The 25,373-nt window shown below is 67.1% G+C and carries 25 protein-coding genes; 10 read left to right on the top strand and 15 right to left on the bottom strand.

From position 1 onward, the window contains the following. Positions 1-67: 67 nt before the first annotated feature. On the top strand, positions 68-559 hold the full coding sequence (locus CLU87_RS19710) for a MarR family winged helix-turn-helix transcriptional regulator (protein WP_099731525.1): 492 nt from the start codon (positions 68-70) through the stop codon (positions 557-559). A gap of 92 nt (positions 560-651) precedes the next feature. Here the strand turns inward: CLU87_RS19710 and CLU87_RS19715 are convergent, their stop codons facing one another. Next, positions 652-1,521, bottom strand: coding sequence for a hypothetical protein (locus CLU87_RS19715; RefSeq protein ID WP_099731526.1), 870 nt, complete (start codon positions 1,519-1,521; stop codon positions 652-654). Positions 1,522-1,656: 135 nt separating this feature from the next. Further along, complete coding sequence (gene alr, locus CLU87_RS19720; protein WP_099731527.1) at positions 1,657-2,772, bottom strand: alanine racemase; 1,116 nt, start codon at positions 2,770-2,772, stop codon at positions 1,657-1,659. Between the two features lie 153 nt (positions 2,773-2,925). On the opposite strand from alr, the gene lplT reads away from it, so the two are divergent. The 3 genes from lplT to CLU87_RS19735 all read left to right on the top strand — a co-directional run bounded on the left by lplT (position 2,926) and on the right by CLU87_RS19735 (position 5,895). Beyond that, positions 2,926-4,230: a lysophospholipid transporter LplT gene (gene lplT, locus CLU87_RS19725; RefSeq protein WP_056057261.1), complete on the top strand. Its 1,305-nt coding sequence runs from the start codon at positions 2,926-2,928 to the stop codon at positions 4,228-4,230. A gap of 201 nt (positions 4,231-4,431) precedes the next feature. After that, positions 4,432-5,331, top strand: a complete 900-nt coding sequence (locus CLU87_RS19730) for a DMT family transporter (RefSeq protein ID WP_099731528.1) — start codon at positions 4,432-4,434, stop codon at positions 5,329-5,331. 75 nt (positions 5,332-5,406) lie between these two features. Next, on the top strand, positions 5,407-5,895 hold the full coding sequence (locus CLU87_RS19735; RefSeq protein WP_099731529.1) for a glutathione peroxidase: 489 nt from the start codon (positions 5,407-5,409) through the stop codon (positions 5,893-5,895). A gap of 220 nt (positions 5,896-6,115) precedes the next feature. On the opposite strand, the gene CLU87_RS23205 is transcribed toward CLU87_RS19735, so the two are convergent. From CLU87_RS23205 to CLU87_RS19790, 12 genes are all read right to left on the bottom strand, one after another. After that, positions 6,116-6,691, bottom strand: coding sequence for a hypothetical protein (locus CLU87_RS23205; RefSeq protein ID WP_143227301.1), 576 nt, complete (start codon positions 6,689-6,691; stop codon positions 6,116-6,118). Positions 6,692-7,031: 340 nt separating this feature from the next. Then, positions 7,032-7,766: a YafY family protein gene (locus CLU87_RS19740; RefSeq protein WP_099731530.1), complete on the bottom strand. Its 735-nt coding sequence runs from the start codon at positions 7,764-7,766 to the stop codon at positions 7,032-7,034. Positions 7,767-7,825: 59 nt separating this feature from the next. Further along, a complete protein-coding gene (locus CLU87_RS19745) occupies positions 7,826-8,470 on the bottom strand; it encodes a glutathione S-transferase family protein (RefSeq protein ID WP_099731531.1) in 645 nt (214 codons plus the stop codon). Between the two features lie 22 nt (positions 8,471-8,492). Beyond that, entirely contained in the window at positions 8,493-8,984 is a 492-nt protein-coding gene (locus CLU87_RS19750) for a GyrI-like domain-containing protein (protein WP_099731532.1), read from the bottom strand. Between the two features lie 234 nt (positions 8,985-9,218). Beyond that, the gene (locus CLU87_RS19755) at positions 9,219-10,172 is read right to left on the bottom strand and encodes a ProQ/FINO family protein (protein WP_199170851.1); all 954 of its coding nucleotides are present in this window, start codon (positions 10,170-10,172) and stop codon (positions 9,219-9,221) included. A 92-nt stretch (positions 10,173-10,264) separates the two neighbouring features. After that, positions 10,265-10,912 (bottom strand): cold shock domain-containing protein, encoded by a 648-nt coding sequence (locus tag CLU87_RS19760; protein ID WP_233193824.1) that lies wholly within the window; start codon positions 10,910-10,912, stop codon positions 10,265-10,267. A 40-nt stretch (positions 10,913-10,952) separates the two neighbouring features. Next, positions 10,953-12,206 (bottom strand): glycolate oxidase subunit GlcF, encoded by a 1,254-nt coding sequence (gene glcF, locus CLU87_RS19765; protein WP_099731534.1) that lies wholly within the window; start codon positions 12,204-12,206, stop codon positions 10,953-10,955. 45 nt (positions 12,207-12,251) lie between these two features. Further along, positions 12,252-13,073 carry a YoaK family protein gene (locus tag CLU87_RS19770; protein ID WP_099732258.1) on the bottom strand — a complete coding sequence of 274 codons (822 nt, stop codon included), beginning with the start codon at positions 13,071-13,073 and terminating at the stop codon, positions 12,252-12,254. Between the two features lie 43 nt (positions 13,074-13,116). Next, a complete protein-coding gene (gene glcE, locus CLU87_RS19775; protein ID WP_099731535.1) occupies positions 13,117-14,244 on the bottom strand; it encodes a glycolate oxidase subunit GlcE in 1,128 nt (375 codons plus the stop codon). Positions 14,245-14,501: 257 nt separating this feature from the next. Beyond that, on the bottom strand, positions 14,502-16,049 hold the full coding sequence (amt, locus tag CLU87_RS19780; protein WP_056057224.1) for an ammonium transporter: 1,548 nt from the start codon (positions 16,047-16,049) through the stop codon (positions 14,502-14,504). A 36-nt stretch (positions 16,050-16,085) separates the two neighbouring features. Next, positions 16,086-16,424, bottom strand: coding sequence for a P-II family nitrogen regulator (gene glnK, locus CLU87_RS19785; RefSeq protein WP_015012094.1), 339 nt, complete (start codon positions 16,422-16,424; stop codon positions 16,086-16,088). A 43-nt stretch (positions 16,425-16,467) separates the two neighbouring features. After that, positions 16,468-17,178: a TorF family putative porin gene (locus tag CLU87_RS19790; RefSeq protein WP_056057222.1), complete on the bottom strand. Its 711-nt coding sequence runs from the start codon at positions 17,176-17,178 to the stop codon at positions 16,468-16,470. A gap of 214 nt (positions 17,179-17,392) precedes the next feature. On the opposite strand from CLU87_RS19790, the gene CLU87_RS19795 reads away from it, so the two are divergent. Next, on the top strand, positions 17,393-18,937 hold the full coding sequence (locus tag CLU87_RS19795) for a YifB family Mg chelatase-like AAA ATPase (protein ID WP_099731536.1): 1,545 nt from the start codon (positions 17,393-17,395) through the stop codon (positions 18,935-18,937). Between the two features lie 182 nt (positions 18,938-19,119). Next, positions 19,120-19,617, top strand: a complete 498-nt coding sequence (locus CLU87_RS19800; protein WP_056057218.1) for a MarR family winged helix-turn-helix transcriptional regulator — start codon at positions 19,120-19,122, stop codon at positions 19,615-19,617. Between the two features lie 42 nt (positions 19,618-19,659). Here CLU87_RS19800 and CLU87_RS19805 read toward each other — a convergent pair whose 3' ends face one another. Beyond that, positions 19,660-20,547, bottom strand: coding sequence for an amidohydrolase family protein (locus CLU87_RS19805; RefSeq protein WP_056057215.1), 888 nt, complete (start codon positions 20,545-20,547; stop codon positions 19,660-19,662). A gap of 160 nt (positions 20,548-20,707) precedes the next feature. Here CLU87_RS19805 and CLU87_RS19810 point away from each other — a divergent pair, with 160 nt between their 5' ends. The 4 genes from CLU87_RS19810 (at position 20,708) to CLU87_RS19825 (ending at position 25,290) form a co-directional block, all read left to right on the top strand. After that, on the top strand, positions 20,708-21,490 hold the full coding sequence (locus CLU87_RS19810) for a crotonase/enoyl-CoA hydratase family protein (RefSeq protein ID WP_099731537.1): 783 nt from the start codon (positions 20,708-20,710) through the stop codon (positions 21,488-21,490). A 40-nt stretch (positions 21,491-21,530) separates the two neighbouring features. Beyond that, positions 21,531-23,408 (top strand): feruloyl-CoA synthase, encoded by a 1,878-nt coding sequence (locus CLU87_RS19815; RefSeq protein WP_099731538.1) that lies wholly within the window; start codon positions 21,531-21,533, stop codon positions 23,406-23,408. Positions 23,409-23,437: 29 nt separating this feature from the next. Next, complete coding sequence (locus CLU87_RS19820; RefSeq protein ID WP_099731539.1) at positions 23,438-24,202, top strand: SDR family NAD(P)-dependent oxidoreductase; 765 nt, start codon at positions 23,438-23,440, stop codon at positions 24,200-24,202. A gap of 98 nt (positions 24,203-24,300) precedes the next feature. Beyond that, complete coding sequence (locus CLU87_RS19825) at positions 24,301-25,290, top strand: Bug family tripartite tricarboxylate transporter substrate binding protein (protein WP_056057208.1); 990 nt, start codon at positions 24,301-24,303, stop codon at positions 25,288-25,290. The last annotated feature ends 83 nt before the right edge of the window (positions 25,291-25,373 follow it).

Raw genomic sequence — 25,373 nt, forward strand, 5'->3', positions numbered from 1 at the left:
TAAAATGTTGATTTAATCAACCAAATCATCCGCCATTCAGTTGACTTTGTCAACAGATAGCCACGCCATGCCCCCACGCGCCCGCCCCGATGTGTTTGAAGCCCTGCACGACCTGATGCACGCCTACCGGGCGCGCATGGTGCGCGCGATGACCTCCGTGCACCCGGACCTGACCTTCAATGAAGTGCGCGCGCTGAACTTCATCGGCCGCCACCCTGGCGCCACGCAGAAAGAGCTGGTGCGCCACAGCGGCGCCGACAAGGCCCAGGTGGCACGCATGCTGGGCCTGTTGCAGGACAAGGGCTGGCTGGAGCGCCAGCCGCACGCCGAGGACCGGCGCAGCCTGTGCCTCACGCTGAGCGCCGAAGGCCAGGCGCTGTACCAGGCGCTGCAGACCGCGCGGCAAACCCTGTCGGCCCAGGTGCTGGCGGGCTGCGACGACGCCACCCAGGCACAGCTGCTGGCCCTGCTGGCGCGGGTGCGGGCCAACCTGGATGCGCTGCCGCCCGTGGAGCCCGGCGAGGACTGCGGCCATGGCACGGGCCGGTCCTCGCGCTAGGGGCTCCCCAGGGGGTTTCAGACGCTTTTGGAGAGATTTTTGCCCCAGGCGCTAATACAAGATGCCTGGATAGCTATCAAAACAAGAGCAAATCACCGCCCCTGGATTACCCGCAACGCCTCGGGCAGCGAATGCACATGGGGCAGGAAGTGGTCGATGGTGGCGCCCAGCAGCACGGCGCAGACCAGCGCGCCCAGCAGGGGCTTCCAGGTCAGCCGCACGGCGGCGCTGAGCCAGCCCTCGCGCTCCACTCCCACGGCGGCGCGGGCCGTGGCCACTGAAAAGGCGATCTCCACCGCCACCGTGAGCAGCACATCCCAGCCAAAGAACAGCATGGCGAGCGAGCCCGCACCCAGGATCAGCGCCGCGCCGATGAGAAAGATGGCCACCACGGGCACGACCACCACGGCGTCCTCGTCGGCGCTGCCCAGCGCATCGGCCGCGCCCCCGGCAATGTCGCCCAGCACGCTGGAGTCGCTGCTGGAACCCCCGCTGGACAGGCCCTGCGTCCACCCGCCCCCAAAGTCCCCCGATGCGCCACCGCCGCCAAAGTTGCCACCGCCCGTGCGCGGCAAGGGCACCTGGCCGCCCCCGGAGGGGCCATTGCCACTGGGCCAGGAGATGTCGGGCAATTCCACACTGCTGCCGTCGCCCGACGACCCGTCCCGCCGCACCAGCCGCGCTGCCCAGGCGCGCAGCACCAGCAGATAGCCGACGTAACCCACCGACAGCGTAATCAAGTACCGCAGCGCCAGCGAATCCACGCCCAGCACCATCTGCAGGTGCGAGGTGGCCCACATCAGCAGCAGCGTGAAGCTGCCGATCAGCAGCCCGTGCCAGCGCAGGCTGTAGCGCTGCTGCAGGGTGCGCGCGACCGCGCCGTGGTGCGGCATGCGCACCGAGCGCCAGGTGGAGCTGCCTTTTTTCTTGGAACCGGAGGAGTTGCTGCGGGGTGTGGCCATGGAAGGAGCGCGCTGGCGCGGTGGCAAACAGACGGCGCCATTTCACACCAGTTTCAGGCCGCGCCCCACGCCGGCGGGCCCTGCGGCGTGAACTTGTGCGCGAACCGCGCCCTGCCGCACGCCAATGAGGGGGCTTCAGGCCCCGCCGTCCACCACCACCGGCACGCGCTGCGCCAGGGCGCACATCAGCTCGTAGCCCACGGTACCTGCTGCCTGCGCCACCTCGTCGATGGACAACACCACGCCATTGCTGGCGCGGCCCCAGAGCGTGACCTCGCTACCAAAGCCCACCTCCACACCCGCTTGCTGCAGCGGCGTGAGGTCCACGGTCACCATGTCCATGCTCACCCGCCCCACCAGGCGCGTGCGCACGCCGTTCACCAGCACCGGCGTGCCGGTGTCGCAGTGGCGGGGGTAGCCGTCGGCGTAGCCACAGGCGGCGATGCCAATGGTGAGCGGGCCGTCGGCCGTGAAGCGCGAGCCATAGCCCACGGTGTCGCCCGCCTGCAGCTGCTGGGTGGCGATGAGGCGCGTGGACAGCGTCATGGTGGGTTGCAACCCCCAGTGGCCGGCATGGTGCTCGGGGAAGTCCGGCGCGCTGCCATAGACCACGATGCCCGCGCGCACCCAGTCGGCGCGCACACCCGCATCCTGCGCGTGGCGCAGCGTGGCAGCACTGTTGCTCAGGCTGCGCTCGCCGGGCAGGTCCTGCGCGGCGGCGTTGAAGGCCGCCATCTGGTGCGCAATGCCACGGGGGCCGTCGGCGTCGCTGAAGTGGGTCATGAACGAAATCTCGTCCACCTGCGGCAGCGCGTTGAGCCGGGCCCAGGCCGTGCGGTAGCGCTCGGGCGTGAAACCCAGGCGATTCATGCCCGAGTTCATCTTGAGGAACACGCGGTGCGGCACCTGCGTCTTGTGGGCGGCCAGCATGTCGATCTGCTCGTCGCAGTGCACGGCATGCCACAGGCCCAGGCGCGAGCACAGTTCCAGGTCGCGCGGCTCGAACACGCCTTCAAGCAGCAGGATGGGGCCGCGCCAGCCCAGGTGGCGCACGCGCTCGGCCTCGGCCAGGTCCAGCAGCGCAAAACCGTCGGCCCCGCGCAGGCCCTCGAACACCCGCTCGATGCCGTGGCCGTAGGCGTTGGCCTTGACCACCGCCCAGACCTTGGCGTCGGGCACCGACTGGCGCACGCGCGCGAGGTTGTGGTGCAGGGCGGTGGTGTGGATGGTGGCTGCAATGGGACGGGGCATGGGAGGGACCTGGTGGCTCGAGATTTACCGGGAATACGCGCAGGATTCTGGCACTGTGGCCGTTTATCCGCGTGATATAACCGCCTGTCCCCTGCTACGACTCCTCACATTTACCAGGGTATCAGCCCAGCTGATGCTCCCACCAGCCATTCGATGAAGCGCGGTTTTTACACCATCATGTCGGCGCAGTTTTTCAGCTCGCTGGCCGACAACGCACTCTTCGTAGCCGCTGTGGAACTCCTGCGCACCGGAGGCGCCCCCGAGTGGCAGCGCGCGGCCCTGGTGCCCATGTTCGCATTGTTCTATGTGGTGCTGGCGCCCTTCGTCGGCGCCTTTGCCGATGCGTTGCCCAAGGGCAAGGTCATGTTTGTCAGCAACGCCATCAAGGTGGCGGGTTGCCTGATGATGCTGTTTGGCTCGCACCCGCTCATGGCCTACGCCGTGGTGGGGCTGGGTGCTGCGGCCTACTCGCCCGCCAAGTACGGCATCCTGACCGAACTGCTGCCCGCGTCCCAGCTCGTCAAGGCCAACGGCTGGATCGAGGGCCTGACCATTGCATCGATCATCCTGGGCGTGCTGCTGGGCGGCCAGCTGGTGGGGCAGCAGCTGTCGGGCATGCTGCTGGGCTTTGACTTCCCCGTGATCGACACCGGCGTGGACACCCCCGCCGAGGCCGCCATCGCGGCGCTGATCGCTGTCTATGCACTGGCTGCCTGGTTCAACACCCGCATCCCGCACACCGGGGTGGAGATGCGCCCCCTGCGCGCCGACCCGTCACGCAGCGTGGTGGCCAACGCGCTCAACCTGCTGCCCGACTTCTGGGCCTGCAACAGCCGCCTGTGGCGCGACAAGCTGGGCCAGATCTCGCTGGCCACCACCACCCTGTTCTGGGGCGCCGGTGGCAACCTCAAGTTCATCGTGCTGGCCTGGGCCGCCGTGGCCCTGGGCTACAACACCACCCAGGCCTCGGCCCTGACCGGCGTGGTGGCCATCGGCACCGCCGTGGGCGCCGTGGTGGCATCGATGCGCATGCGCCTGGACATGGCCACCCGCGTGATCCCGCTGGGCATTGCGATGGGCTTGCTGCTGATCCTGATGGTGTTCATCAGCAACATCTGGCTGGCCATTCCGTTCCTCATCGTGCTGGGTGGCCTGGGCGGCTATCTGGTGGTGCCCATGAACGCCCTGCTGCAGCACCGGGGCCACAACCTCATGGGCGCGGGCCGGTCGATTGCCGTGCAGAACTTCAACGAGCAGGCCTGCATCCTGGGGCTGGGGGCGTTCTACAGCCTGTCGCTCAAGCTCGGCCTGTCGGTGTTCGGCGCCATCACCACCTTCGGGCTGGTGGTGGCGGGCATCATGTGGGTCATCCGCCGCTGGCACCAGCGCAACTGCGTGAACCACCGCGACGAAGTGAATCACCTGCTGGACATCGCGCGGCACGATACGCACCATTGACTCCTGATTGCGAAGCCCCCCTGTGCGGCTTCGCCGCTTCCCCCGAGGGGGACGCACCCAGTGGCCTGGCAGAGCCAGTTCCACGGGTGCACTGGCGAGGAGCCGCCCCGGTTTTGAGTGTTATGCCATGGCGCCAATTGCTACATAATTTATAGCTGTCAGCGCATATTCCACTAGCGCCACCGCCTGTTTTTGCCTTCAATGCACTCTCCACTCCCCTTTGCCGCCCTGCTGTTCAACGCCTTTGTCTGGGGGCTGGCGTGGTGGCCGTTCCAGCACATGCACCAGGCGGGGCTGCACCCCTTGTGGGCCACGGCCTGCATGTATGCGGTGGTGCTGCTGGCGCTGCTGGCCTGGCGCCCCGGCATCTTGCAGCAGGTGCGCGCGCATCCGCAGCTGTGGCTGCTGGCGCTGGCCTCGGGCCTGAACAACGTGGCCTTCAACTGGGCAGTGACGATTGGTGACGTGGTGCGCGTGATCCTGCTGTTCTATCTGATGCCCGCCTGGGCCGTGCTGCTGGCCTGGAAGGTGCTGGGCGAACGCCCTACCCCTGCGGCGCTGCTGCGCCTGGCGCTGGCTTTCTGCGGCGTGGTGCTGGTGCTGCTGCCCGAGGGCGCACCTGCTTCGCGCCTGCTGCAGAACCTGTCGCTGGCCGACGCTCTGGCGCTGCTGGGCGGTTTCATGTTCGCGCTGACCAACGTCACGCTGCGCCGCCTGCACACCGTGCCGGGGCCCGCGCGCATGTTCTCGATGTTTGGCGGCTGCATGCTCATGGCGCTGGCCGTGGCCAGCATTGGCCTGCAAGTGGGCGTGGTGGAGCCCTTCCCTGCCGTCAATGCCACCTGGGTCGTCACCGGCCTGCTGCTGGCCGGGGTGCTGATGCTGGGCAATTGGGCGCTGCAATTTGGCGCCGCCCGCCTGGCGGCGGGCACCACGGCGCTGGTGATGCTGTCGGAGGTGATGTTTGCCAGCGTGTCGTCGGCCCTGCTGGGCGCGGCCACGCTGAACACGCGCACCGTGCTGGGCGGGGCGCTGATCCTGCTGGCTTCGCTGCTGGCGGCGCTGCAGTTCCGCCGACCGGGTGCTGCGGGCCCTCATTGATGGATTGACCCGCCTGCGCACAGGCCTCTGCAGCTGGGGCTACGATGGCCCGTCATCCCCACCCGGAGAACCCGCATGTCCACCAGCATCTACGACTTTGAAGCCCTGCAGATGAACGGCCAGGCCGTGCCCCTGTCGCAATACCGCGGCAAGGTATCGCTCATCGTGAACACCGCCAGCGCCTGCGGCTTCACGCCCCAGTTCGGCGGGCTGGAAGAACTGCACAAGGAATACGCAGACAAAGGCCTCGTCGTGCTGGGCTTCCCTTGCAACCAGTTCGGCGCCCAGGACCCCGGCAGCAACGACGAGATCGCCAGCTTCTGCCAGCTCAACTACGGCGTGAGCTTTCCGATGATGGCCAAGATCGACGTGAACGGCGCCAACGCATCGCCCCTGTACCAGTGGCTTACCGCCGAGGCCCCGGGCCTGCTGGGCAGCAAGGCCATCAAGTGGAACTTCACCAAGTTCCTCGTCGGCAAGGACGGCCAAGTGATCCGTCGCTACGCGCCGCAGGATGCGCCGAAGAAGCTGGCGGGGGATATTGAGGCGGCGCTGGCAGGCTAAGAGAGCACGCCCGGTGACGCTGCGTCACTACCGGAACGATTGGCCCTGGGTATTCGCGGCTTTTTTACGCATCTTGGCTCAACAGCCGTTCTCGGCCAGGAGCGGTCTGTCGCGACAGATTAAAGCGGATGCTCAACGTGTCCGTACGCCCGACAAATTAGGCCTCATCGCGCAGCTCAAAAACATTCATTGCAATCTGTCGCAGAGGCACCAAGTGTCTTCACTTCCGCAGTGGCGTTAACCTCTCCATTCTCAGTGGAGCAGCTGACGCAAAGTGATAAATGACCGCCCCGTTTTCCAAGTCGGTGAACTGCACATCGATTGCTCCGGCGGTCCGAGACGCCTCTTTCGCGAATGCAGCTCCGTCCTCTAGAACGATCTGTTCAGGCCAGTCTTTGCCAGGTAGAGCACGGAAGCTCATAAGAGAAGCTGTGCCAAAACGAACCTTCACCATGCAACCGGATGGTTTGCAGTCCATCGCACCTGCTCCTCGCAGCCGCTTTTCGATAGTCAAAGCAACCTTCACAGGCCGTCGGGGGTCATTGCGTACTGAGATGTATCCGTAGTTGGTCAATTTCGTCTCGGCGGGACGTGGCAACGTGTTCCGGCTCATAAGCGTAGCCTCTGGCTGGAGATCGCCCGTATGAAGATCCGGCTGCTGCGCGTATGCCCACTCGCGCTGCGTCGGAAATTCTTGGCTCGATTGTGCGAAGCTCGCCCGGACTGAGCCCACGAGCACAGTGGAAGCAATCAGTGGTGCGACGAGCCAAGCGCGTGTTCGATCGGATGTTTTCATGGGCGTGCGTGATTGTGCAAGACGGCCACTGTGAGTTCTAACGTGATGTATCCCGCGAAATCTGCGGAATAAACTGGACCATGCGGGATATTCAGGGCACGACCCCAGCCGGAAGTGGCTTGCAGCATAGGGTTTGCAAAGGGTGGCTTGTTTGAATGTCCAGGTATAAAAATCCGGGAAACCCGGCAGGCGTCAACTCGGCAAACTATAGCTTGTCGGGGCAGAGACCGGGATTTCCAACAGCAGCGCGGCTAGTCAATGGCAGCTCACGGGTGGCGCTTCTGAACGGCGGCTCAGGGCCCATTTCAGTCGTCGGCCCACATTCCTTGCGCTCCATCCCCTAAGAAACTTCCATCTGCCCCGGCGCAGTCGCCCACTCCACCGACCGCCCCTCCATCTCCCCCTCCACTTTGCGCAGCAGATCCGCCAGGGTCTTCCCAGGCTCCTGGCGGAACTGCTCCTCCAGCACCGCCAGACCCACGATGCGGTCGATGCGAAAGCCGCGAAAGTCGTTGCGCAGCTCGCACCAGGCCGACAGCGTCCAGACCTTGCCCCAGTAAAAGCAGCCCAGCGGCCGCAGGCGGCGCAGACTGGGGCGGCCGTGCACGTCGGCGTAGTCGATCTGAACCATGTGGCGGCTGTGCACCGCCTCGCGCAGCGCCTGCAGGTGGGACTGCACGCGGGGGTCGAGCCCTACCGAGGGCGCGTACAGCGCCTGCGCCTCGGCCGCGACCCGTGCCGCCGGGGGCAGCACGGACAGTATCTTGCCCAGCGCCATCTCCACCTCGCGGGCCAGGCCGGCGTCCAGCCAGGCCTGGGCCAGGCGTGCCGCCGCCACCAGGGCATTGGCTTCACCCTGGCTGAACATCAACGGCGGCAGCTCGAAACCCGCGCCCAGGCGGTAGCCCACACCGGCCTCGCCCTCAATGGGCACGCCCTGGTGCTGGAGGTCCGCCACGTCGCGATAGATGGTGCGGGCCGAGACTTCGAGCCGCTCGGCCAGGAAGGCGGCGGTGGACAGGCGCCGCCCCCGGATGAGCTGGACGATCTGGAACAGGCGGTCAGCGCGGCGCATGAATGTGGCCCAGGGAATGGGCTGCCGCCGACCGCTTGGGCCGTATCAGGTCGTAGAACTCAGCCATGGCCTTTGCTCTGCTGCACCAGCGCATCGTCGATCTGGGCAGCGCGCGCGAACGCGGGGCGCTGCATGAACGGCTGCGCATACCGCTCGAACGCCGGGCGGCGTTCGATGGTGCCGAACTGCATGCCCCAGATCAGGTGCGCGCCCACGTACAGGTCCACCGCGGTGAAATGGTCGCCGCAGAGGTACGGCCCCTGGCTCACGGCCTGCTCCAGGGTGTTCATGACATCGGCGTAACTGCCGTAGCCCACCATGGCCGCGCGTTCGGCGGGTGCCAGCAGGTTCAGCGCCTTGGCAGTGGCGGCGCTTTCCAGCGGACCGGCGCAAAAGAACAACCAGCGGTAGTACGCAGCGCGTGCCGGCGTACCCACAGCCGGGGCCAGCGATTTGTCAGGGAACAGGTCGGGCAGATAGGCGCAGATGGCCGCCACCTCGGTGACCACCACTTGCCCATGCCGCAGTGCAGGCACCTTGCCCATGGGGTTGATGGCCAAGTAGTCGGGAGCCTTCATGGTGGTGCCGTATTCGAGCAGCACGGTGTCGTAGGGCACACCACATTCCTCCAGCATCCAGCGCGCGGTACGGCCTCGGGACATGGGATGGGTGTAGAACGTCAGGGCGGCAGAAGATGTGTTCATGGAGGCTCCTGGTTCGGTGAGGTCATGCACGCGGCGCACCGGGGGCGATGCCGATATGGATGGCCACGCGGTCCGGGCCTTCATACAGCTCGAAATCAGTGCCAAATCGCCGGGGCAGCTGGGGGTGGGCCGCAAAGTAGCGCCAGACCTCGCCCCAGGCATCGATCACCATCTGCGGCATTGTGCCGTGGCCATGGAACACCAGATAGTCGCCCGCCTGCACCGCGATCTGCACGGCCCCTGGCACCGAGGTGACGGGCGGTGGCACAGCCACGCCAGCAGTGACATCAAAGGCGCCGTGTTCGTCGGATTCGTAGTCGCTGTAGACGCCGAAGATGCGGCCATCCTCACCACGGCCGGGCAGGTTGCGCTCCCAGCTCTGGCTGAAAAAGCGGTCCCAGAGACCTCCAATGCGGGCGGTGGCGGGGTCCATCTCGTCGCGGTTGCGGGTGCGTACCGTCAGTCCAGTGACATGAAACGCGGCAACCGGGGTCATGGTGGGGGTTGTTGTCATGGTCAAGCTCCTCTCTGTGTCGGGCCCGGCATGGTGCAGCCCGGCTGCTGACAACATGGTGTCAGTAGCCTGTCTGCAGCATTGCAACAAGCCGTGACACGCGCCGACGCAGACGGAGCCACGCCGCAGGGCCCCATCTCGGCCGACGAGAAGACGACGGAAGCCGCTGCCAGCACGCCATGACCAGCGAGGGCAGAGGGAGCGTTGTGCCGCCCCCCGCTCAGCACGGGCCGGTCAGGCTGCGGCGGCGGAGTCGCCAGGCTCTGCGGCGGGAGCAGCAGATACCGCAGCCGCTGCAGAAGCCGCGGCAGCCGCCCGCCGGCGGGCGCGCTCCAGCTGCTGCCCCACCGTGCGGGGCACCATGCCGTACATATCGGCAAAGGCGTCCAGGGTCTGGCCGCTGGCCTCAAAGGCGCGCAGCAAGGCTTCATCCTTGGCGTTGCGGGCCGACCATTCGGCAAAGGCTTCTTCCAGAATGGCGTTGGCGGCTTCGTCGCGGCTCAACACCAGTTGGGTATATGCCTCGCGCGTGAGGCCCGAGGCCTCGAACGCAGCCATCATGCGGTTGCGCAGCTTGGGCAGCAGGTCTTCGGTGGCACGCGCCTTCTTGCGGCGGTAGACCTCCAGCAGCGCATGGTGCACATGCTCGGGGGCCATGTCTTCCACAGGCTGGCCCTGCAGGTCGTGGCGCTTATCGCCTGCCGCCACGCTTTGCAGATAGCGCGTGGAGCGGGTGTGCAGGCCCAGCGCCACCTTGAGCGCCTCGCGCTCGAACAGCTCGGGGTGGGCCGCCAGGATGTCCTGGAAGATGCCGCGCTTGAGCGGACGGAACACGGCGCCAAACAGGTGGGGGTAGAGCCCTGCCAGCTGCTCCAGCGCGGGGTGCACGCGCTGCGGCGCGCGCGTGCCTGCGCCCGGGCCACCTGCGGGCGCTGCAGCGTCTGCCGCACCGTCGGCGCTTGCACGGCCCTGCGGCGCCTGGCGCCCTCCGGGTTTGCGGCGGTTGCGGCCACCCCGGCGCGAGCCGTCCTGGCGCCGCTGGGGCGCGCCGGCTTCGGCCAACGCAGCAGGTTCAGAGGCCGCCACAGCGACCGCAGCAGCCTCGGTCGGCACAGGCGCTGCCTGGGGAGCGGCAGGCGCTACGGGTGCGGTTTGGGGTTGTTCTTGTGCGGACACGGAGTCGGTCATGGCGGTGCAGTTCGGGGGCAAATGAGAGACGACAAAGCCCTCGATCATGCCAGTGTTGGGGGTACAGCAGCCAAACGGCCTTGGCAAGCGAGCTACTTTGCAAGCGGATGGGTGCACCACTGCTGCTCACAGGGAACGCCGTCGCCGTTCCCGTCCATCTTGGTCCCAGGGCAGTTCTGCAGGAAGAACTTGGCCTCGGAGCAAGATGTCATCTGCGAGCAGTATTGGCGACCGTCACAGCGATACAAGGTGGTCAATGTTTGCGCCGGGGCGGCGGGGGCGCGCTGCTGTGGTGCCTCCAGAGCCTGCGCCGCCGCTTCTGAACGGGCCACAGCAGCTCGCTGCGTACGCCGGTCAAAGTGCCAGTAGGCCCCAGCCAGAAGCGCGCAGGCCACCACAAAGACAACGATGCGTGTGGGCAGCCCTCTGGATTCAGGGGACTCGCGGCCGATGTCGCGGCGCGCACGGGGCGGGGCAGCGGTAGGCGAAACCGGGGCGGGCCGGTCACGGCGCACCCGAACCGCCTGCTTCTTGCCATCCTTGTTCAGCGAGATCTCGAAACTCAGCGCTTCATTCAGTTGCGGCCGCAGGCCGTCGCGCGCAAATGCAGAGATGTGCACAAACACATCCTGGCCCGCAGGGGTAGGCGTGATGAAGCCAAAACCCCGGTCATCGTTCCACCGCGTCAGCGTCCCCTCGAAGCGCATGGCCTCCCCTTTCTTGGCTGGTTGGGGCGCCATGGTAGCGGCTGGTCACACGGCCAGCCCCGAGGCTGCGAGGTCACTGCCCCAATAGCGCCTCGTCCAGCACCTCCACCCAGTGCCGCACAGGCGTCCCCGTGCCGCTTTGCAGATGGGTGATGCAGCCGATGTTGGCCGACAGGATCATGTCGGGCGGCAGGTTGCCGAAGGCCTCGCCGAGCACACCGAGCTTGCGGTCGCGCAGCTGGTAGGACAGGTCGGGGTTGAGCACCGAATAGGTGCCCGCCGAGCCACAGCACAGGTGGGCATCGTTGCGCGCGGTGCGCAGTTTGAAGCCCAGCTGGTTCAGGTGCGCCTCCACCCCGCCGCGCAGCTTCTGGCCGTGCTGGAGCGTGCAAGGGGGGTGGTAGGCGTACAGAGTGTCCGGCTGGTTGACCCTGCCCTGCAGCTTGGCGGCCAGCTCGGGCAGCATGGCGGGCAGCAGCTCCGACAGGTCGCGCGTGAGGCTGCTGATGCGTTCGGCCTTGGTCGCGTACTGTGGGTCGTCCTTCAGGATGTGACCGTATTCCTTGACGGTGACGCCGCAGCCCGAGGCGTTCATGACGATGGCCTCGACCCCACCTGCGGCCACCAGCGGCCACCAGGCGTCGATGTTGGCGCGCATCTCTGCCATGCCGCCAGCCTGGTCGTTGAGGTGGAATTTGACGGCGCCGCAGCAGCCCGCCTTGGATGCGATCACGGTCTGGATGCCTACCGCGTCGAGCACGCGGGCGGTGGCCGTGTTGATGTTCGGCATCATGGCCGGTTGCACGCAGCCCGCCAGCATGAGCACCTTGCGCGCATGTTCACGCGTGGGCCAGGCGCCGGCGTCCTGCGGTGCGGGCACCTTGGCCTTCAGCGCCTCGGGCAGCAGGCCGCGCACCATTTGCCCTGCCTTCATGGCAGGGGCGAACAGCGGCGAAGGCAGGCCCTCCTTCAGCGCCCAACGCAGAGCTTTTTCGCCCACGGGGCGGGGCACTTTTTCATCGACGATCTTGCGACCGATGTCCACCAGGTGGCCGTATTGCACGCCGCTCGGGCAGGTGCTTTCGCAGTTGCGGCAGGTGAGGCACCGGTCCAGGTGCATCTGGGTCTTGCGCGTGGGCTCGGCGCCTTCGAGCACCTGCTTGATGAGGTAGATGCGGCCGCGCGGGCTGTCCAGCTCGTCGCCCAGCAGCTGGTAGGTGGGGCAGGTGGCGGTGCAAAAGCCGCAGTGCACACATTTGCGCAAGATGGATTCGGCCTCCAGGCCATCGGCGCGGGCGCGGTATTCGGGGGAGAGCTGGGTTTGCATGGGGTGCAGCCTGGGCGAAGAGACAAAAATTTCGGCGGAGGTTGGTCAGCGCGCGGCCGGTGGGTCCGCTGGCGGGGCCAGGCTGGGGTCGCCCGGCGCGGCCGGCGCCGAGGGCTTGCGCAAGGGGCGGCGCAGCCTGGCGCGGTCGGCCCACAGCGGGGGCAACGACAAGGCCAGCAGCACCAGCGCCAGCGGCACCACAAACACAAAGCCCACGTGCTTGAAGCCCGCAGCCCCCGCAATACCGCCCACCAGAAACATGCCCACCAGCCCGGCAAACAGCCGCAGCCGGGCCTGGTTGGCACGCACCTGCGATTCGGGCGCAGTGCCCGTGCGGTTCCAGTAGAGCATCTTGCCCATCTCGATGCCCAGGTCGGTCACCACGCCCGTCATGTGGGTGGTTCGGATCTGGGACGAGGACATCTTGGTCACCGTGGCGTTCTGCAGTCCCATGATGAAGGACAGCAGCAGCACCGTGAGTGGCACCGCAAAAGGCGTGGGCCAGCTGAGGGTGATGGCGCCCACCAGGCCAAACAGCAGCATGAGCACGGACTCCAGCAGCAGCGGCAGCGCGTAGGTGCTGCGCAGCCTGCGCTGGCGCGCCCAGTTGACCATGATGGCCGTGGTGCCCGCCCCCGACATGAAGGCCCAGAGCGCGCCCACGGCGCCCAGCACCAGCTTCATCTGCCCCAGCACCAGGTTGTCGGCCAGCGACGACAGGAAACCCGTCATGTGCGAGGTGTAGAGGTGCACCACCAGAAACCCCCCGGCATTCACCGCCCCGGCGTTGAACGCCAACAGCAGGCCCAGCACCTGGTTGCTCGCAACCGTGCGGTGGTGTCCGGTGAGGTGAAAAAGGCGTCGCATGGCCAGGGTGGCGGTGGTGGCTGTGAGCGGGGGGTTGGCCTGCCTACCAGGCCCGCGCCATGCGGCCGGGGTTGAAGATGCCGGCAGGGTCAAAGCTGTGCTTGAGGCGGGCGTGGATTTGCTCCAGCGCCTTGGATTGCAAGTCAAAAGCACCGCTGGCGCCGGATTTATTTGCCTCGGCAGCTACAAAAAGAGAAGCACGCCCACTCGCCGCCCGTGCGGCTTCGCGCAGCGCGTCTCCGGCGGACTCGGGGGCCTGCACCCAGCGCAACGCCCCATGCCATTCCACCAGGGGCTGCACGCCGCCGGGCAAGGCCAGCACCGGCGCGGTGGCGGGCACCGACAGGCGCCACAGGGCGTGGTCGGGGCGCGTGACCCGGTCGGCGAACCACGGCAGGGTCTGCTCGCGGCAGGCGGTCCAGTCAGCGGCCACGGTGGCGTTGTCCATGCGCGTGCCACCCATGGTTTTGCACGCGGCCTCCACCGCCGCCACGGCGCCGCGCAGGCGCACATAGAGCGTGCCCACGCCCTGATCCTGCACCCAACAGCTGGCGTTGAGGGGTAGCGGCTGGCCGCCCCAGGCGTGCAGCTTGCGCAGGGCGTCGGCCTGGTTGATGCCCTCGAACCGGAGCGTAGCCTCGCCGGGCGCCACGGGCAGCACCTTGAGGCTCACTTCGGTCAGCAGCCCCAGCGTGCCCCAGGCACCGGCCATGAGGCGCGCCACGTCATAGCCCGCCACGTTCTTCATGACCTGGCCGCCGAAGGTGAGCAGCTCGGCCTTGCCGTTGAGCAGGGTCACGCCCAACAGATAGTCACGCACCGCCCCCACGCTGGCGCGCGCCGGGCCCGACAGGCCGGCCGCCACCATGCCGCCCACGGTGGCAGCGCCCGAAGGGGGCTTGGCGAAATGCGGGGGTTCAAAAGGCAGGCACTGGCCCTGCTCGGCGAGCGCGGCCTCCAGCTCGGCCAGCGGGGTGCCGGCCCGCACGGTGACGACCAGCTCGCTGGGCTCGTAGCTCACGATGCCACGCAGCACCCGGGTGTCCAGCACCTCGCCGTGCAGCGCCAGGCCATGGAAGTCCTTGGTGCCCCCGCCACGGATGCGCAACGGGGTCTGGTCGGCGGAGGCAGCGCGCACGCGCTCAGTGATCGGGGCGAGGGAAAAGTCCATCCGTGCATCGTAGCGGCAGCGGTCCGCCGCACGGCATGCAGGGGGCGTGAATTTTTTGAACAGCGGACGTGCAAAGGACTGGCGGATGCCACGGGACCTTTGGCCCCCTGGCGCGCCAGTCCCACACGCGTCACCCACCGGTACGAAAAAAGCCCGCCGGTGGTCGGCGGGCTGAAGTAACCAGAGGAGTAACTCGCTTGTTCTTATTGCGACGCCACGGTGCCACCAGACACCGCAGCGCGTAGGGCGCAGAGCGATCAGCGGTTGTACGCCGTTTCGCCGTGCGAGGTGATGTCCAGACCTTCGCGTTCGTCTTCTTCCGAGACACGCAGGCCCACCGTCAGGTCAACCACCTTGTAGGCCACGAAGGACACCACGCCCGACCACACGATGGTCAGCAGCACGGCCTTGGCCTGTGTCCACACCTGGGCAGCGATGGAGTAGTCGGCAGAGGTCACCATGGTGGCGGTCACCCAGTCGGCCACGTAGCCAGGGCCACCCAGACCAGGGGCGTTGAAAACGCCGGTCAGCAGGGCACCCACGATACCGCCGATGCCGTGCACGCCGAACACGTCGAGCGAGTCGTCCGCACCCAGCAGCTTCTTGAGGCCGTTGACACCCCACAGGCAGGCAAAACCACCCACCAGACCGATGACCAGCGCACCGCCGATACCGACGTTGCCTGCAGCCGGCGTGATGGCCACCAGGCCCGCCACAGCACCCGACGCTGCACCCAGCATCGAAGCCTTGCCGCGCATCAGCGCTTCACCCATGCACCATGCCAGCACGGCTGCAGCGGTAGCCACCAGCGTGTTGATGAAGGCCAGGGCTGCAAAACCGTTGGCTTCCAGGGCAGAGCCGGCGTTGAAACCGAACCAGCCCACCCACAGCAGCGAGGCACCGACCATGGTCAGCGTCAGGCTGTGAGGCGCCATGGCTTCCTTGCCGTATCCAATGCGCTTGCCCACCATGAACGCACCCACCAGGCCCGCCACAGCGGCGTTGATGTGCACCACGGTACCGCCAGCGAAGTCCAGAGCACCCCACTGCCAGATCTGGCCTGCCTTGCTGGTCATGGCGTCGGCCACTTCCTTGGAGGCGTAGGCATCAGGACCCATCCAGAACCACACCATGTGGGCGATCGGCAGGTAACTGAACGTGAACCACAGGACCATGAACAGCATGACGGCGCTGAACTTGATGCGCTCTGCGAACGCACCGACGATCAGGGCGCAGGTGATGCCGGCGAACGTGGCCTGGAAGGCGGCAAACACCACTTCCGGAATCACGACACCCTTGCTGAACGTGGCAGCGTTGGCAAACGTGCCTGCGGCGTTGTCCCAGATGCCCTTCATGAACAGCCGGTCGAAACCACCGATGAAGGCACCGCCTTCGGTGAAGGCTAGGCTGTAGCCGTAGATGAACCACAGCACCACGATCAGCGAGAACGTGACCATCACCTGCATCAGCACGGACAGCATGTTCTTGCTGCGCACCAGGCCACCGTAGAACAGCGCCAGGCCGGGCAGGACCATCAGGATCACGAGGATGGTGGAAGTCATCATCCACGCGGTGTCACCCTTGTTGGGGACAGGAGCAGGCGCTTCTGCGGCGGGCGCTGCAGGCGCAGCGGCGGCAGCAGCAGCCGGTGCAGCCGCTGCGGCAGGGGCAGCAGGGGCTTCAGCCGCTGGTGCAGCCGCAGCGGGTGCCGAGGCCTCTGCCGTGGCGGGCGCCTGGGCGAGGACAGCCGATCCGCCGGATAGCAGACTCAGCCCCAGAATGAAGGAAGCAAGCAGTTTTTTCATGGCGTTTCTCTTCTTGGATGGGATGCGGCCTCGCCCTTACAGGGCTTCCTTGCCGGTTTCGCCAGTGCGGATGCGCACCACCTGCTCCAGGTGGGTCACGAAAATCTTGCCGTCACCGATCTTGCCGGTGCGCGCTGCGGTCTCGATGGACTCGATCACGCGGTCCACCAGGTCGTCGGCCACGGCGGCCTCGATCTTGACCTTGGGAAGAAAGTCCACCACGTACTCTGCACCGCGGTACAGCTCGGTGTGGCCCTTTTGGCGGCCAAAGCCCTTGACTTCGGTCACCGTGATGCCTTGCACGCCGATGTCGGAGAGCGCTTCGCGCACTTCGTCGAGCTTGAAGGGCTTGATGATGGCTGTCACCATTTTCATTTTCAGTTCCTCCGGAATGGGCGCCACCGGCGCCCATTGAGACTTACAGGGTTTTGGTGAGCGTGACGATCACGCGCGACTTGTTGACCGGGCCGTAGAAGGCCTTCTTGGTGGCGCCAACCACGGCAGCGCCGAGGGACACGCCGCCGCCGAAGTCGTACGAACCGCCCAGGCTGTAGTCCATGAAGTTGGGGGCCGTGATGTCACCACCAAAGCGGGTGAAGCCGACCGACGCCTTCAGCGTGGTGCTGGGGGCCACTTCCTGGGCAAACGCCAGGTTCAGGTAGCCGGTGTTGCGGCCCTTCATGCCAGGACCTGCGTAGGCAAAGTAGTCCTTGGACAGGGTGTGCGAGTACTTGGCCGTCACGGGGCCGAAGGTGGCAGCGCCATAGACTTCGGTGGTGTTGCCCGCGCTGTTGCCGGGGTAGATGTAGGTCAGCAGGCCCACGTCCAGGTCCACGTCACCGGCCTTGAACTTGTAGCCGCCGTAGATGTCGGATTCGAGCGAGTTGCCGGACAGCCAGTTGACGCTGGAGTTCCAGTTGCCCACGTAGAAGCCGGTTTCGCCGAAGGTGTAGTCAAAGCCGCCTTGCAGTGCGGGCTTGACGGCCTTGACCTTGGACGTGTCCTGGTCCTGGCCACGGAACTTGTAGTTCGTGGTCAGGCTGACGTTGGCGGTAAGCTGGGCGCTGGCCAGCATGGGAAGGGTTGCAACAAGGGCAACGCCCAGGGTCTTGATGATGGCGCGGGTCATGTTTCCTCCGGTTGGACAAAGTAGGGACAAGCGCTTTAAGCACGGACCGTGCCACACCAAGGTGCACGGCGCGCTGCACGGTTGCGTTGCGTTACAACAATCCCCAGTACAGTGGCGGTGACCGCGTCCGGCATGTTGCACCCAACTGGTGCAGACATCCAACGGGCCGCGCTAAAAAACCGCAAAACGCACCCATCTGGGGAGAAATCGCTTCATGAGTCTTGCTTTGGTGCAAAGCCGCGCCCTTCTGGGGCTGCAGGCGCCTGCAGTCACCGTCGAAGTGCATCTGGCCAACGGTTTGCCCAGCTTCACGCTGGTCGGGCTGGCCGAGGTGGAGGTGAAAGAAGCCCGCGAGCGCGTGCGCTCCGCGCTGCAGAACGCGGGGCTGGAGTTCCCGTCGAACAAGCGCATCACCGTCAACCTGGCCCCCGCCGACCTGCCCAAGGATTCGGGCCGCTTCGATCTGCCGATTGCGCTGGGCATCCTCGCCGCCAGCGGTCAGGTGGATGCCAGCCGCCTGGCAGGCTACGAGTTTGCGGGCGAGCTGTCGCTGTCCGGCGAGCTGCGCCCCGTGCGCGGCGCGCTGGCCACCAGCCTGGCACTGCAGACCCAGCAGATTGACGCACAGCTGGTGCTGCCGCCCGGCAGCGCCGAAGAGGCCGCCCTGGTGCCCGCCGCGCGCGTGGTGCGTGCGCGGCACCTGCTGGATGTGGTGCGGGCGTTCCTGCCACCCGGCAGCACGGCCGGTGGCGATGCCGATGTGGCCAACGACGGCTGGACCCGCCTGCAGGCCACCGCGCTCACCGCCAGCACCACCGGGCCCGACATGGCCGACGTGAAGGGCCAGGCGGGCGCCAAGCGCGCGCTGGAGATTGCAGCGGCTGGCGGCCACAGCCTGCTGATGGCCGGGCCACCTGGCTCGGGCAAGTCGATGCTGGCGCAGCGTTTTGCCGGGCTGCTGCCCGCGATGACGGTGGATGAAGCGCTGGAGAGCGCCGCCATTGCCAGCCTGGCGGGGCGCTTTCGGCCCGAGGCTTTTGGCGTGCGCCCCACCGGCCAGCCCCACCACACGGCCAGCGCGGTGGCGCTGGTGGGCGGTGGCTCGCCACCCCGGCCGGGCGAGATCTCGCTGGCCCACCAGGGCGTGCTCTTCCTTGATGAACTCCCGGAATTCCCCCGCGCTGCGCTAGAGGCTCTGCGCGAGCCGCTAGAGACCGGCCACATCACCATCGCCCGGGCAGCGCAACGCGCGGAGTTTCCGGCCCGGTTCCAGATGATCGCGGCGATGAATCCGTGCCCCTGCGGCTTTCTGGGCTCCACGCAGCGCGCCTGCCGCTGCACGCCCGACCAGGTGCACCGCTACCAGGCCAAGCTCAGCGGCCCGCTGCTGGACCGCATCGACCTGCATGTGGAGGTGCCCGCCCTGCCCGCCGAGCAGCTGGTGCAGGCGGCTGCGGGCGAGTCCACCGCCAGCATCCGCGCCCGGGTGGAGCAGGCCCGCGCCAAGGCGCTGGCGCGCCAGGGCAGCACCAACCAGGCGCTGCAGGGGCAGGCCATCGACGCCCACCTGCACCTGGACGATGCGGCCGCCAAGTTCCTCAACACCGCTGCCGCGCGCCTGGGCTGGTCGGCACGCAGCACGCACCGGGCGCTGAAGGTGGCGCGCACCATCGCCGACCTGGCCGGCGCGCCCACCACCGAGGTCAGCCATGTCGCCGAGGCCGTGCAATACCGCCGCGTACTGCGCAGCCCGGTGTGAGGGGCGCTGGCGGCCCTTGAGGCACATCAGCACCTTGACCGAGGCAGATATCAAATTGATAGCACCTGGCGCATGTATCACTAGCGCCTGCGGCTGATTTTGATCAAAAAGAGGGTGCGCAGCACCCAGCGGGCGCTGCGCACCGGCCGCAGGGGCCCGGGCGCCCGGCACAATCTCCCCCCATGTCCAGCGTCCGCTCCCCCAAGAAATCCCCGTCGGTCCCCGCCCCCACAGACACCGCAGCCCCCGCCAACGAGCCCGTGGACACCGGCTTTTTGCGCACGCTGGTGGGCTACAACACGCGGCGCGCGGCGCTGTCCATCATTGCCGTGTTCATGGAACGCATGGCCGTGTACGACCTGAAGGTGGTGGATTTCTCGGTGCTGTCACTGGTGGCGCACAACCCGGGCATCACCTCGCGCCAGCTGTGCGCCACGCTCAGCGTGCTGCCGCCCAACATGGTGGGCTTGATTGCGGCGCTGGAACGGCGCGGCCTGATCGAGCGGCGCCCGCACCCGAGCGATGGGCGCGCCATGGGCGTGCACCTGACGCCCGCCGGGGTGGAACTGACGGCGCAGGCCGAGCAGACGGCCGCGCAACTGGAAGAAGACGCCACCAACCGCCTGACGGCGGCCGAGCGCAAGACGCTGATCCGGCTGCTGCAAAAAGTCTACGACTGATCCAGCGGCCGCTCAGCCGGCCACAAGAGGCCTGGATGCGTATCAGGCGGCCGGCGCTGCCGGGGCCTTGTCCAGCCCCAGCAAGCGCACCGCGTTGCCCTTCAGGATGCCGGGCATCACCTCGGGCTTGAAGCCCGCTTCCTGGAAGTCCTTCATCCAGCGCTCGGGCGTGATCAGCGGGTAGTCGCTGCCGAACAGCACGCGGTCCTTCAGCAGCGTGTTGGCGTACTGCACCAGCTGCTTCGGAAAATACTTGGGACTCCAGCCCGACAGGTCGATCCAGACATTGGGCTTGTGCGTGGCGACCGACAGCGCCTCGTCCTGCCACGGAAAGCTGGGGTGGGCCATCACGATCTGCATGTCGGGGAAGTCAATCGCCACATCGTCCAGGTGCATGGGGTTGCTGTACTCCAGCCGCAGGCCGCCGCCGCAGCGCATGCCGCTGCCAATGCCGCTGTGGCCGGTGTGGAAGATGGCGGGCATGCCGTACTCGGCGATCACCTCATAGATAGGCCAGGCCATCTTGTCGTAGGGGTGGTAGGCCTGCACCGTGGGATGGAACTTGAAACCCTTGATGCCGAACTCCTCGATCAGGCGGCGGGCTTCGCGCGCGCCCATCTTGCCCTTGTGGGGGTCGATGCTGGCGAAGGCCGTCATCATGTCGCTGTTGGCCTTGGCGGCCTCGGCGATCTCTTCGTTGGGGATGCGGCGGCGGCCCATCTTGGACTCGGCGTCCACGGTGAACATCACCAGGCCAATCTTCTGCTCGCGGTAGTAGGCCACCGTCTCGGCAATGGTGGGGCGGCGGCCGTTCTTGAAGTACTTGTCGGCGGCGCGGTCGTACTCCTCGCCGTAGTTGTCAAACGGGTTCCAGCAGCTCACCTCGGCGTGGGTGTGGATGTCGATGGCGATCAGATTGGCGTGGTCCATGCGTGTCTCCTGGGTTGGCGCCCGCCGGTGCAGCGTCAAACCCCCAGCATGCGCCACGGCGCGTGACGCAGATCAAGGGTAAACACCAATAAAAAACGGGCTTGGCTTGCTTGAATTGGTTATGAACTATAACCACAATTCAACCAACACGAAAGCCTCTATGACCCATCCAGACATCCATTTCGAGCTGCGCGGCGACCACCAGGAAGTGGCCGTGATCCGCCTGACCCGCGCGGCCAAGCGCAACGCGCTGAACGACGGCCTGATCCTCGCGCTGCGCGACCTGTTCGAGAAAATGCCCAGCACCGTGCGCGCGGCCGTCATCGATGGCGACGGCCCCCATTTCTGCGCCGGGCTGGACCTGTCGGAGCTCAAAGAGCGCGACGCCGGCCAGGGCCTGCACCACTCGCGCATGTGGCACGCCGCGCTGGAGCGTGTGCAGTACGGCCCCGTGCCGGTCATTGCTGCGCTGCATGGCGCCGTGGTGGGCGGCGGGCTGGAGCTGGCCAGCGCCTGCCATATCCGAGTGGCCGACGAGTCCACCTTCTACGCACTGCCCGAGGGCTCGCGCGGCATCTTCGTGGGCGGCGGCGGCGCGGTGCGCATCCCCAAGCTCATTGGCGCCGCGCGCATGACGGACATGATGCTCACCGGCCGCGTCTACAACGCGCAGGACGGCGAGAAGGTCGGCTTTGCCCAGTACCTCGTGCCCGAAGGCCAGGCCTTTGAAAAGGCCTTCGAGCTGGCCGTGCGCGTGGCGCAGAACGCGCCGCTGACCAACTACGCGCTGATGCACGCCCTGCCCCGCATTGCCGAGCAGCCCGCCGACCAGGGCTTCTTCACCGAAGCCATGATGGCCGCCATCGCCCAGAGCGCCCCTGAAGCCAAGTCCCGCCTCGCCGACTTCCTGGAAGGCCGCGCCGCCAAGGTCCGCAAGGACTGAGCCCGCCCCCAGTCACCCCTTGCCCCTGCTGGAACCCCCTATGAGCGACCTCTCCACCCCCCTCGCCCCGGCCCGCTACCGCCCCGTGACCTTCGGCGTGACCCGCGTCAGCCTGCGTGACGGTGCACCGGGCGTGCGTTACCTGCAGGCGGACCTGCCCCTGGGCGCCTTTGCGCGCCGCGTGACGGACTACCTGGTGCACTGGGCGGAGACCACGCCCGACCACAGCTTTCTGGCACGCCGCGAACAGCTGCCAGGAGGCAAGACGGGTGACTGGCAGCATGTGAGCTACGCCCAGGCGCTCGACGCCGCGCGCAGCATCGGCCAGGCCCTGCTGGACCGGGGCCTGAACGCAGAGCGCCCGGTGGTGGTGCTGAGCGAGAACACCGTCGAGCACGCCCTGCTGGCGCTGGGCTGCATCTACGCCGGTGTGCCCTACTGCCCCGTGTCGCCCGCCTATGCCACCGTGAGCCAGGACTACGACAAGCTGCGCCACGTCATCGACACCCTCACCCCCGGCCTGGTGTTTGCCGCCGACGGCGCACGCTACGGCAAGGCCATCGCAGCCACCGTGGCGGCCGATGTCGAAGTGATCCTGGCCCAGGGCGCGCTGGAGGGCCGCAAGGCCGGCACCTTCCAGAGCCTGCGCCACACCACCGCCACCCCGGTGGTGGACGCGGCCATGCACGCCACCGGCCCCGGCACCATCGTGAAGTTCCTGTTCACCAGCGGCTCCACCAAGATGCCCAAGCCGGTCATCAACACCCAGCGCATGTGGTGTGCCAACCTGCAGCAGATCACGCTGTCGCTGCCCGTGCTGGCCGAGGCCCCGCCCGTGCTGGTGGACTGGCTGCCGTGGAACCATACCTTCGGCAGCAACCACAACTTCGGCCTCACGATGATGCACGGCGGCACGCTGTACATCGACGACGGCAAGCCCACGGCGGCACTGATTGGCGAGACCCTGCGCAACCTGCGCGAGATCGCACCCACGGTGTACTTCAACGTGCCCACCGGCTTTGAAATGATTGCCGAGGCCATGAAGACCGACGCCCAGCTGCGCGCCAACCTGCTGTCGCGCGTGCGCCTGTTCTTCTACTCCGGCGCCGGCCTGGCCCAGCCCGTGTGGGACAGCCTGCACGCCACGCAGGAAGCCGCCATTGGCGAGCGCATCGTGATGTGCACGGGCCTGGGCATGACGGAATCCGCCCCCTCGGCCATGTTCTGCAACAGCCCCGACGTGCGCTCCGGCCACATCGGCGCGCCCGTGCCTGGCATGGTGCTCAAGCTGGTGGAGGTGGACGGCAAGACCGAGGTGCGCTACCGCGGCCCCAACGTCACACCCGGCTACTGGCGCTCCGACGCCGCCACGCGCGACGCGTTTGACGACGAAGGCTACCTGTGCACCGGCGACGCCGTGAAGTGGATCGACGAGAACAACATCCACCGTGGCCTGGCGTTTGACGGCCGCATTGCCGAGGACTTCAAGCTCTCCACCGGCACCTTCGTGAGCGTGGGCCCCATGCGCGCCAAGATCATCGTGGCGGGCGCGCCCTACATCCAGGACGTGGTGCTCACCGGCCTGAACATGAAAGAAGTCGGCGCCCTGCTGTTCCCCTCCCCCGCCTGCCGCGAAGTCGCCGGCCTGGGCCCGGACGCCCCCTGGGCCGACGTGGTGGCCCACCCCGCCGTGCGCCAGCGCATCGAGGCGGTGCTGGACGGGCTGGCCCGCGAAGCCACCGGCAGCGCCAGCCGCGTGGCCCGTGCGCTGCTGATGGCCGAGCCGCCCTCCATCGACAAGGGCGAGATCACCGACAAGGGCTCCGTCAACCAGCGTGCCGTGCTCAAGCACCGCGATGCGCTCGTCACGGCCTTGCACGACGACACGGCACCGGGCATCCTCAAGCCCGGCGCCTGAAACCCCACCCCGAACAGGACAGACCCACCATGCAGATTCAAGGACAAGCCGCCCTCGTGACCGGCGGCGCATCGGGCCTCGGCGAGGCCACCGCACGCGAACTGGCCCGCCTGGGCGCCAAGGTGGCCGTGCTCGACCGCAATGCCGAGCTGGCCGAAAAGGTCGCCGCAGACATTGGCGGCGTTGCCTGCCCCTGCGACATCACCGACGCCGCCAGCGTGACCGCCGCGCTGGAGAAGGCCGCTGCCGCCCACGGCCCTGCCCGCATCCTCATGAACGTGGCCGGCATTGGCAGCGCCAAGCGCGTGGTGCAACGCGACGGCAGCGCCGCCCCGCTCGAAGACTTCGTGCGCGTGATCAACATCAACCTCATCGGCAGCTACAACGTGAGCCGCCTGTTTGCCGCCGCCTGCAGCAAGCTGCCCGTGCTGGACAACGGCGAGCGCGGCGTGATGATGTTCACCGCATCCGTCGCCGCCTTTGATGGCCAGGTGGGCCAGCAGGCCTACAGCGCCTCCAAGGCGGGTCTGGCCGGCATGACACTGCCCATGGCGCGCGACCTGGCGCAGCACGCCATCCGCGTGTGCACCGTGGCGCCCGGCCTGTTTGCCACGCCGCTGATGAAAGAGCTGCCCGAGGCCGTGCAACAGTCGCTGGCGGCCAGCATCCCCTTCCCGCCACGCCTGGGCAAACCCGAAGAGTTTGCCGAGCTGGCTTGCCATATCGTGACCAACGGCCACCTGAACGGCGAAGTCATTCGCCTGGATGGCGCCCTGCGCATGGCGCCGCGGTAAACGATCAGCGCCACACATCAGTAAATAACAAGAGGGCGCGAAAGCGCTCCAGCTTGACCCCCGAGATTTCCGTCAGACACACACCAGGAGACATCAGCATGACCACCACCCGCCGTCAATTCGTTCAGGCCCTTGGCGCCAGCGCCGCGCTGGGCGCCTTCCACCCCTTTGCCGCCCATGCCCAGGTGGACCAGGTGAAGGTGTACTTCGGCTTCCCCGCCGGCAGCTCGGGCGACACCGTGGCCCGCCGCGTGGCCGAGAAGTGGGCTGGCAGCGCGTTCAGCAAGAACCCTGGCGTGGTGGAAAACAAGCCCGGCGCGGGCGGCCGCATTGCGCTGGAGACGCTCAAAGCTGCGCCAGCAGACGGCTCGGTGCTGGCCGTGGCACAGGTGTCGGCCCTGGCCAACTACCCGCACATCTACAGCAAGATGAACTACACCGACAAGGACTTCGCGCCCGTGTCGATCGCAGCCATCATGCACCACGGCCTGGCCGTGGGCCCCATGGTGCCCGCCAGCGTGAAGAACGTGAAGGACTTCCTGGCCTGGGCCAAGGCCAACCCCAAGGACGCCAGCTACGGCTCGCCCGGCGCGGGCTCCACGCCCCACTTCCTGGGCGCACTGCTGGGCATCAACAGCGGTGTGGACCTGCGCCACGTGCCCTACCGTGGCTCCATCCCTGGCGTGACGGACGTGGTGGGCGGCCAGGTGGCTGCCATGGTCACGCCGCACGGTGACTTCATCGCCAACTACAAGGCTGGCAAGCTGCGCATCCTGGCCACCTCGGGCCCCAAGCGCTCCATCTACGTGCCGGATGTGCCCACGTTTGCCGAACAGGGCTTCCCTGAGCTGACCACCGAAGAATGGTTTGGCTTCTACGCCCCGGCCGCCACGCCCAAGCCGGTAATTGCTGCCGCCAACGCCGCCATCAACGCTGCGCTGAAGGAAAAGTCGGTCATCGACAGCCTGGCCATCGTGGGCCTGATGCCCCATGGCTCCACCCCTGAAGAACAGGCCCGCTGGCAAAAGGCCGAGTACGACAGCTGGGGCCCGCTGATCAAGAAGATCGGCTTTACCGCAGAGTCCTGATTTCCCCTGCGCCGCAGGTCCGGACTGGCACCCCAGTCCGGGCCGCCGCATGGCAAAAAATAGAAGAAACAGCCGCTAGCGCC

Origin of the sequence: Acidovorax sp. 59, assembly GCF_002754175.1 — a bacterium.
GTDB lineage: Bacteria > Pseudomonadota > Gammaproteobacteria > Burkholderiales > Burkholderiaceae_C > Acidovorax > Acidovorax delafieldii.

What these genes read in the sequence shown, in the direction of transcription:
- CLU87_RS19815 (WP_099731538.1), top strand. Translation starts at nt 21,531, where the DNA reads ATGAGCGACCTCTCCACCCCCCTCGCCCCGGCCCGCTACCGCCCCGTG.
- CLU87_RS19715 (WP_099731526.1), bottom strand. Translation starts at nt 1,521, where the DNA reads ATGGCCACACCCCGCAGCAACTCCTCCGGTTCCAAGAAAAAAGGCAGC.
- CLU87_RS19795 (WP_099731536.1), top strand. Translation starts at nt 17,393, where the DNA reads ATGAGTCTTGCTTTGGTGCAAAGCCGCGCCCTTCTGGGGCTGCAGGCG.
- glcF (WP_099731534.1), bottom strand. Translation starts at nt 12,206, where the DNA reads ATGCAAACCCAGCTCTCCCCCGAATACCGCGCCCGCGCCGATGGCCTG.
- CLU87_RS19800 (WP_056057218.1), top strand. Translation starts at nt 19,120, where the DNA reads ATGTCCAGCGTCCGCTCCCCCAAGAAATCCCCGTCGGTCCCCGCCCCC.
- lplT (WP_056057261.1), top strand. Translation starts at nt 2,926, where the DNA reads ATGAAGCGCGGTTTTTACACCATCATGTCGGCGCAGTTTTTCAGCTCG.
- CLU87_RS19745 (WP_099731531.1), bottom strand. Translation starts at nt 8,470, where the DNA reads ATGAACACATCTTCTGCCGCCCTGACGTTCTACACCCATCCCATGTCC.
- CLU87_RS19805 (WP_056057215.1), bottom strand. Translation starts at nt 20,547, where the DNA reads ATGGACCACGCCAATCTGATCGCCATCGACATCCACACCCACGCCGAG.
- CLU87_RS19825 (WP_056057208.1), top strand. Translation starts at nt 24,301, where the DNA reads ATGACCACCACCCGCCGTCAATTCGTTCAGGCCCTTGGCGCCAGCGCC.
- CLU87_RS19740 (WP_099731530.1), bottom strand. Translation starts at nt 7,766, where the DNA reads ATGCGCCGCGCTGACCGCCTGTTCCAGATCGTCCAGCTCATCCGGGGG.
- CLU87_RS19735 (WP_099731529.1), top strand. Translation starts at nt 5,407, where the DNA reads ATGTCCACCAGCATCTACGACTTTGAAGCCCTGCAGATGAACGGCCAG.
- CLU87_RS19730 (WP_099731528.1), top strand. Translation starts at nt 4,432, where the DNA reads ATGCACTCTCCACTCCCCTTTGCCGCCCTGCTGTTCAACGCCTTTGTC.
- CLU87_RS19790 (WP_056057222.1), bottom strand. Translation starts at nt 17,178, where the DNA reads ATGACCCGCGCCATCATCAAGACCCTGGGCGTTGCCCTTGTTGCAACC.
- alr (WP_099731527.1), bottom strand. Translation starts at nt 2,772, where the DNA reads ATGCCCCGTCCCATTGCAGCCACCATCCACACCACCGCCCTGCACCAC.
- glcE (WP_099731535.1), bottom strand. Translation starts at nt 14,244, where the DNA reads ATGGACTTTTCCCTCGCCCCGATCACTGAGCGCGTGCGCGCTGCCTCC.
- CLU87_RS19750 (WP_099731532.1), bottom strand. Translation starts at nt 8,984, where the DNA reads ATGACAACAACCCCCACCATGACCCCGGTTGCCGCGTTTCATGTCACT.
- CLU87_RS19710 (WP_099731525.1), top strand. Translation starts at nt 68, where the DNA reads ATGCCCCCACGCGCCCGCCCCGATGTGTTTGAAGCCCTGCACGACCTG.
- amt (WP_056057224.1), bottom strand. Translation starts at nt 16,049, where the DNA reads ATGAAAAAACTGCTTGCTTCCTTCATTCTGGGGCTGAGTCTGCTATCC.
- CLU87_RS23205 (WP_143227301.1), bottom strand. Translation starts at nt 6,691, where the DNA reads ATGAAAACATCCGATCGAACACGCGCTTGGCTCGTCGCACCACTGATT.
- glnK (WP_015012094.1), bottom strand. Translation starts at nt 16,424, where the DNA reads ATGAAAATGGTGACAGCCATCATCAAGCCCTTCAAGCTCGACGAAGTG.
- CLU87_RS19770 (WP_099732258.1), bottom strand. Translation starts at nt 13,073, where the DNA reads ATGCGACGCCTTTTTCACCTCACCGGACACCACCGCACGGTTGCGAGC.
- CLU87_RS19760 (WP_233193824.1), bottom strand. Translation starts at nt 10,912, where the DNA reads ATGGCGCCCCAACCAGCCAAGAAAGGGGAGGCCATGCGCTTCGAGGGG.
- CLU87_RS19820 (WP_099731539.1), top strand. Translation starts at nt 23,438, where the DNA reads ATGCAGATTCAAGGACAAGCCGCCCTCGTGACCGGCGGCGCATCGGGC.
- CLU87_RS19810 (WP_099731537.1), top strand. Translation starts at nt 20,708, where the DNA reads ATGACCCATCCAGACATCCATTTCGAGCTGCGCGGCGACCACCAGGAA.
- CLU87_RS19755 (WP_199170851.1), bottom strand. Translation starts at nt 10,172, where the DNA reads ATGACCGACTCCGTGTCCGCACAAGAACAACCCCAAACCGCACCCGTA.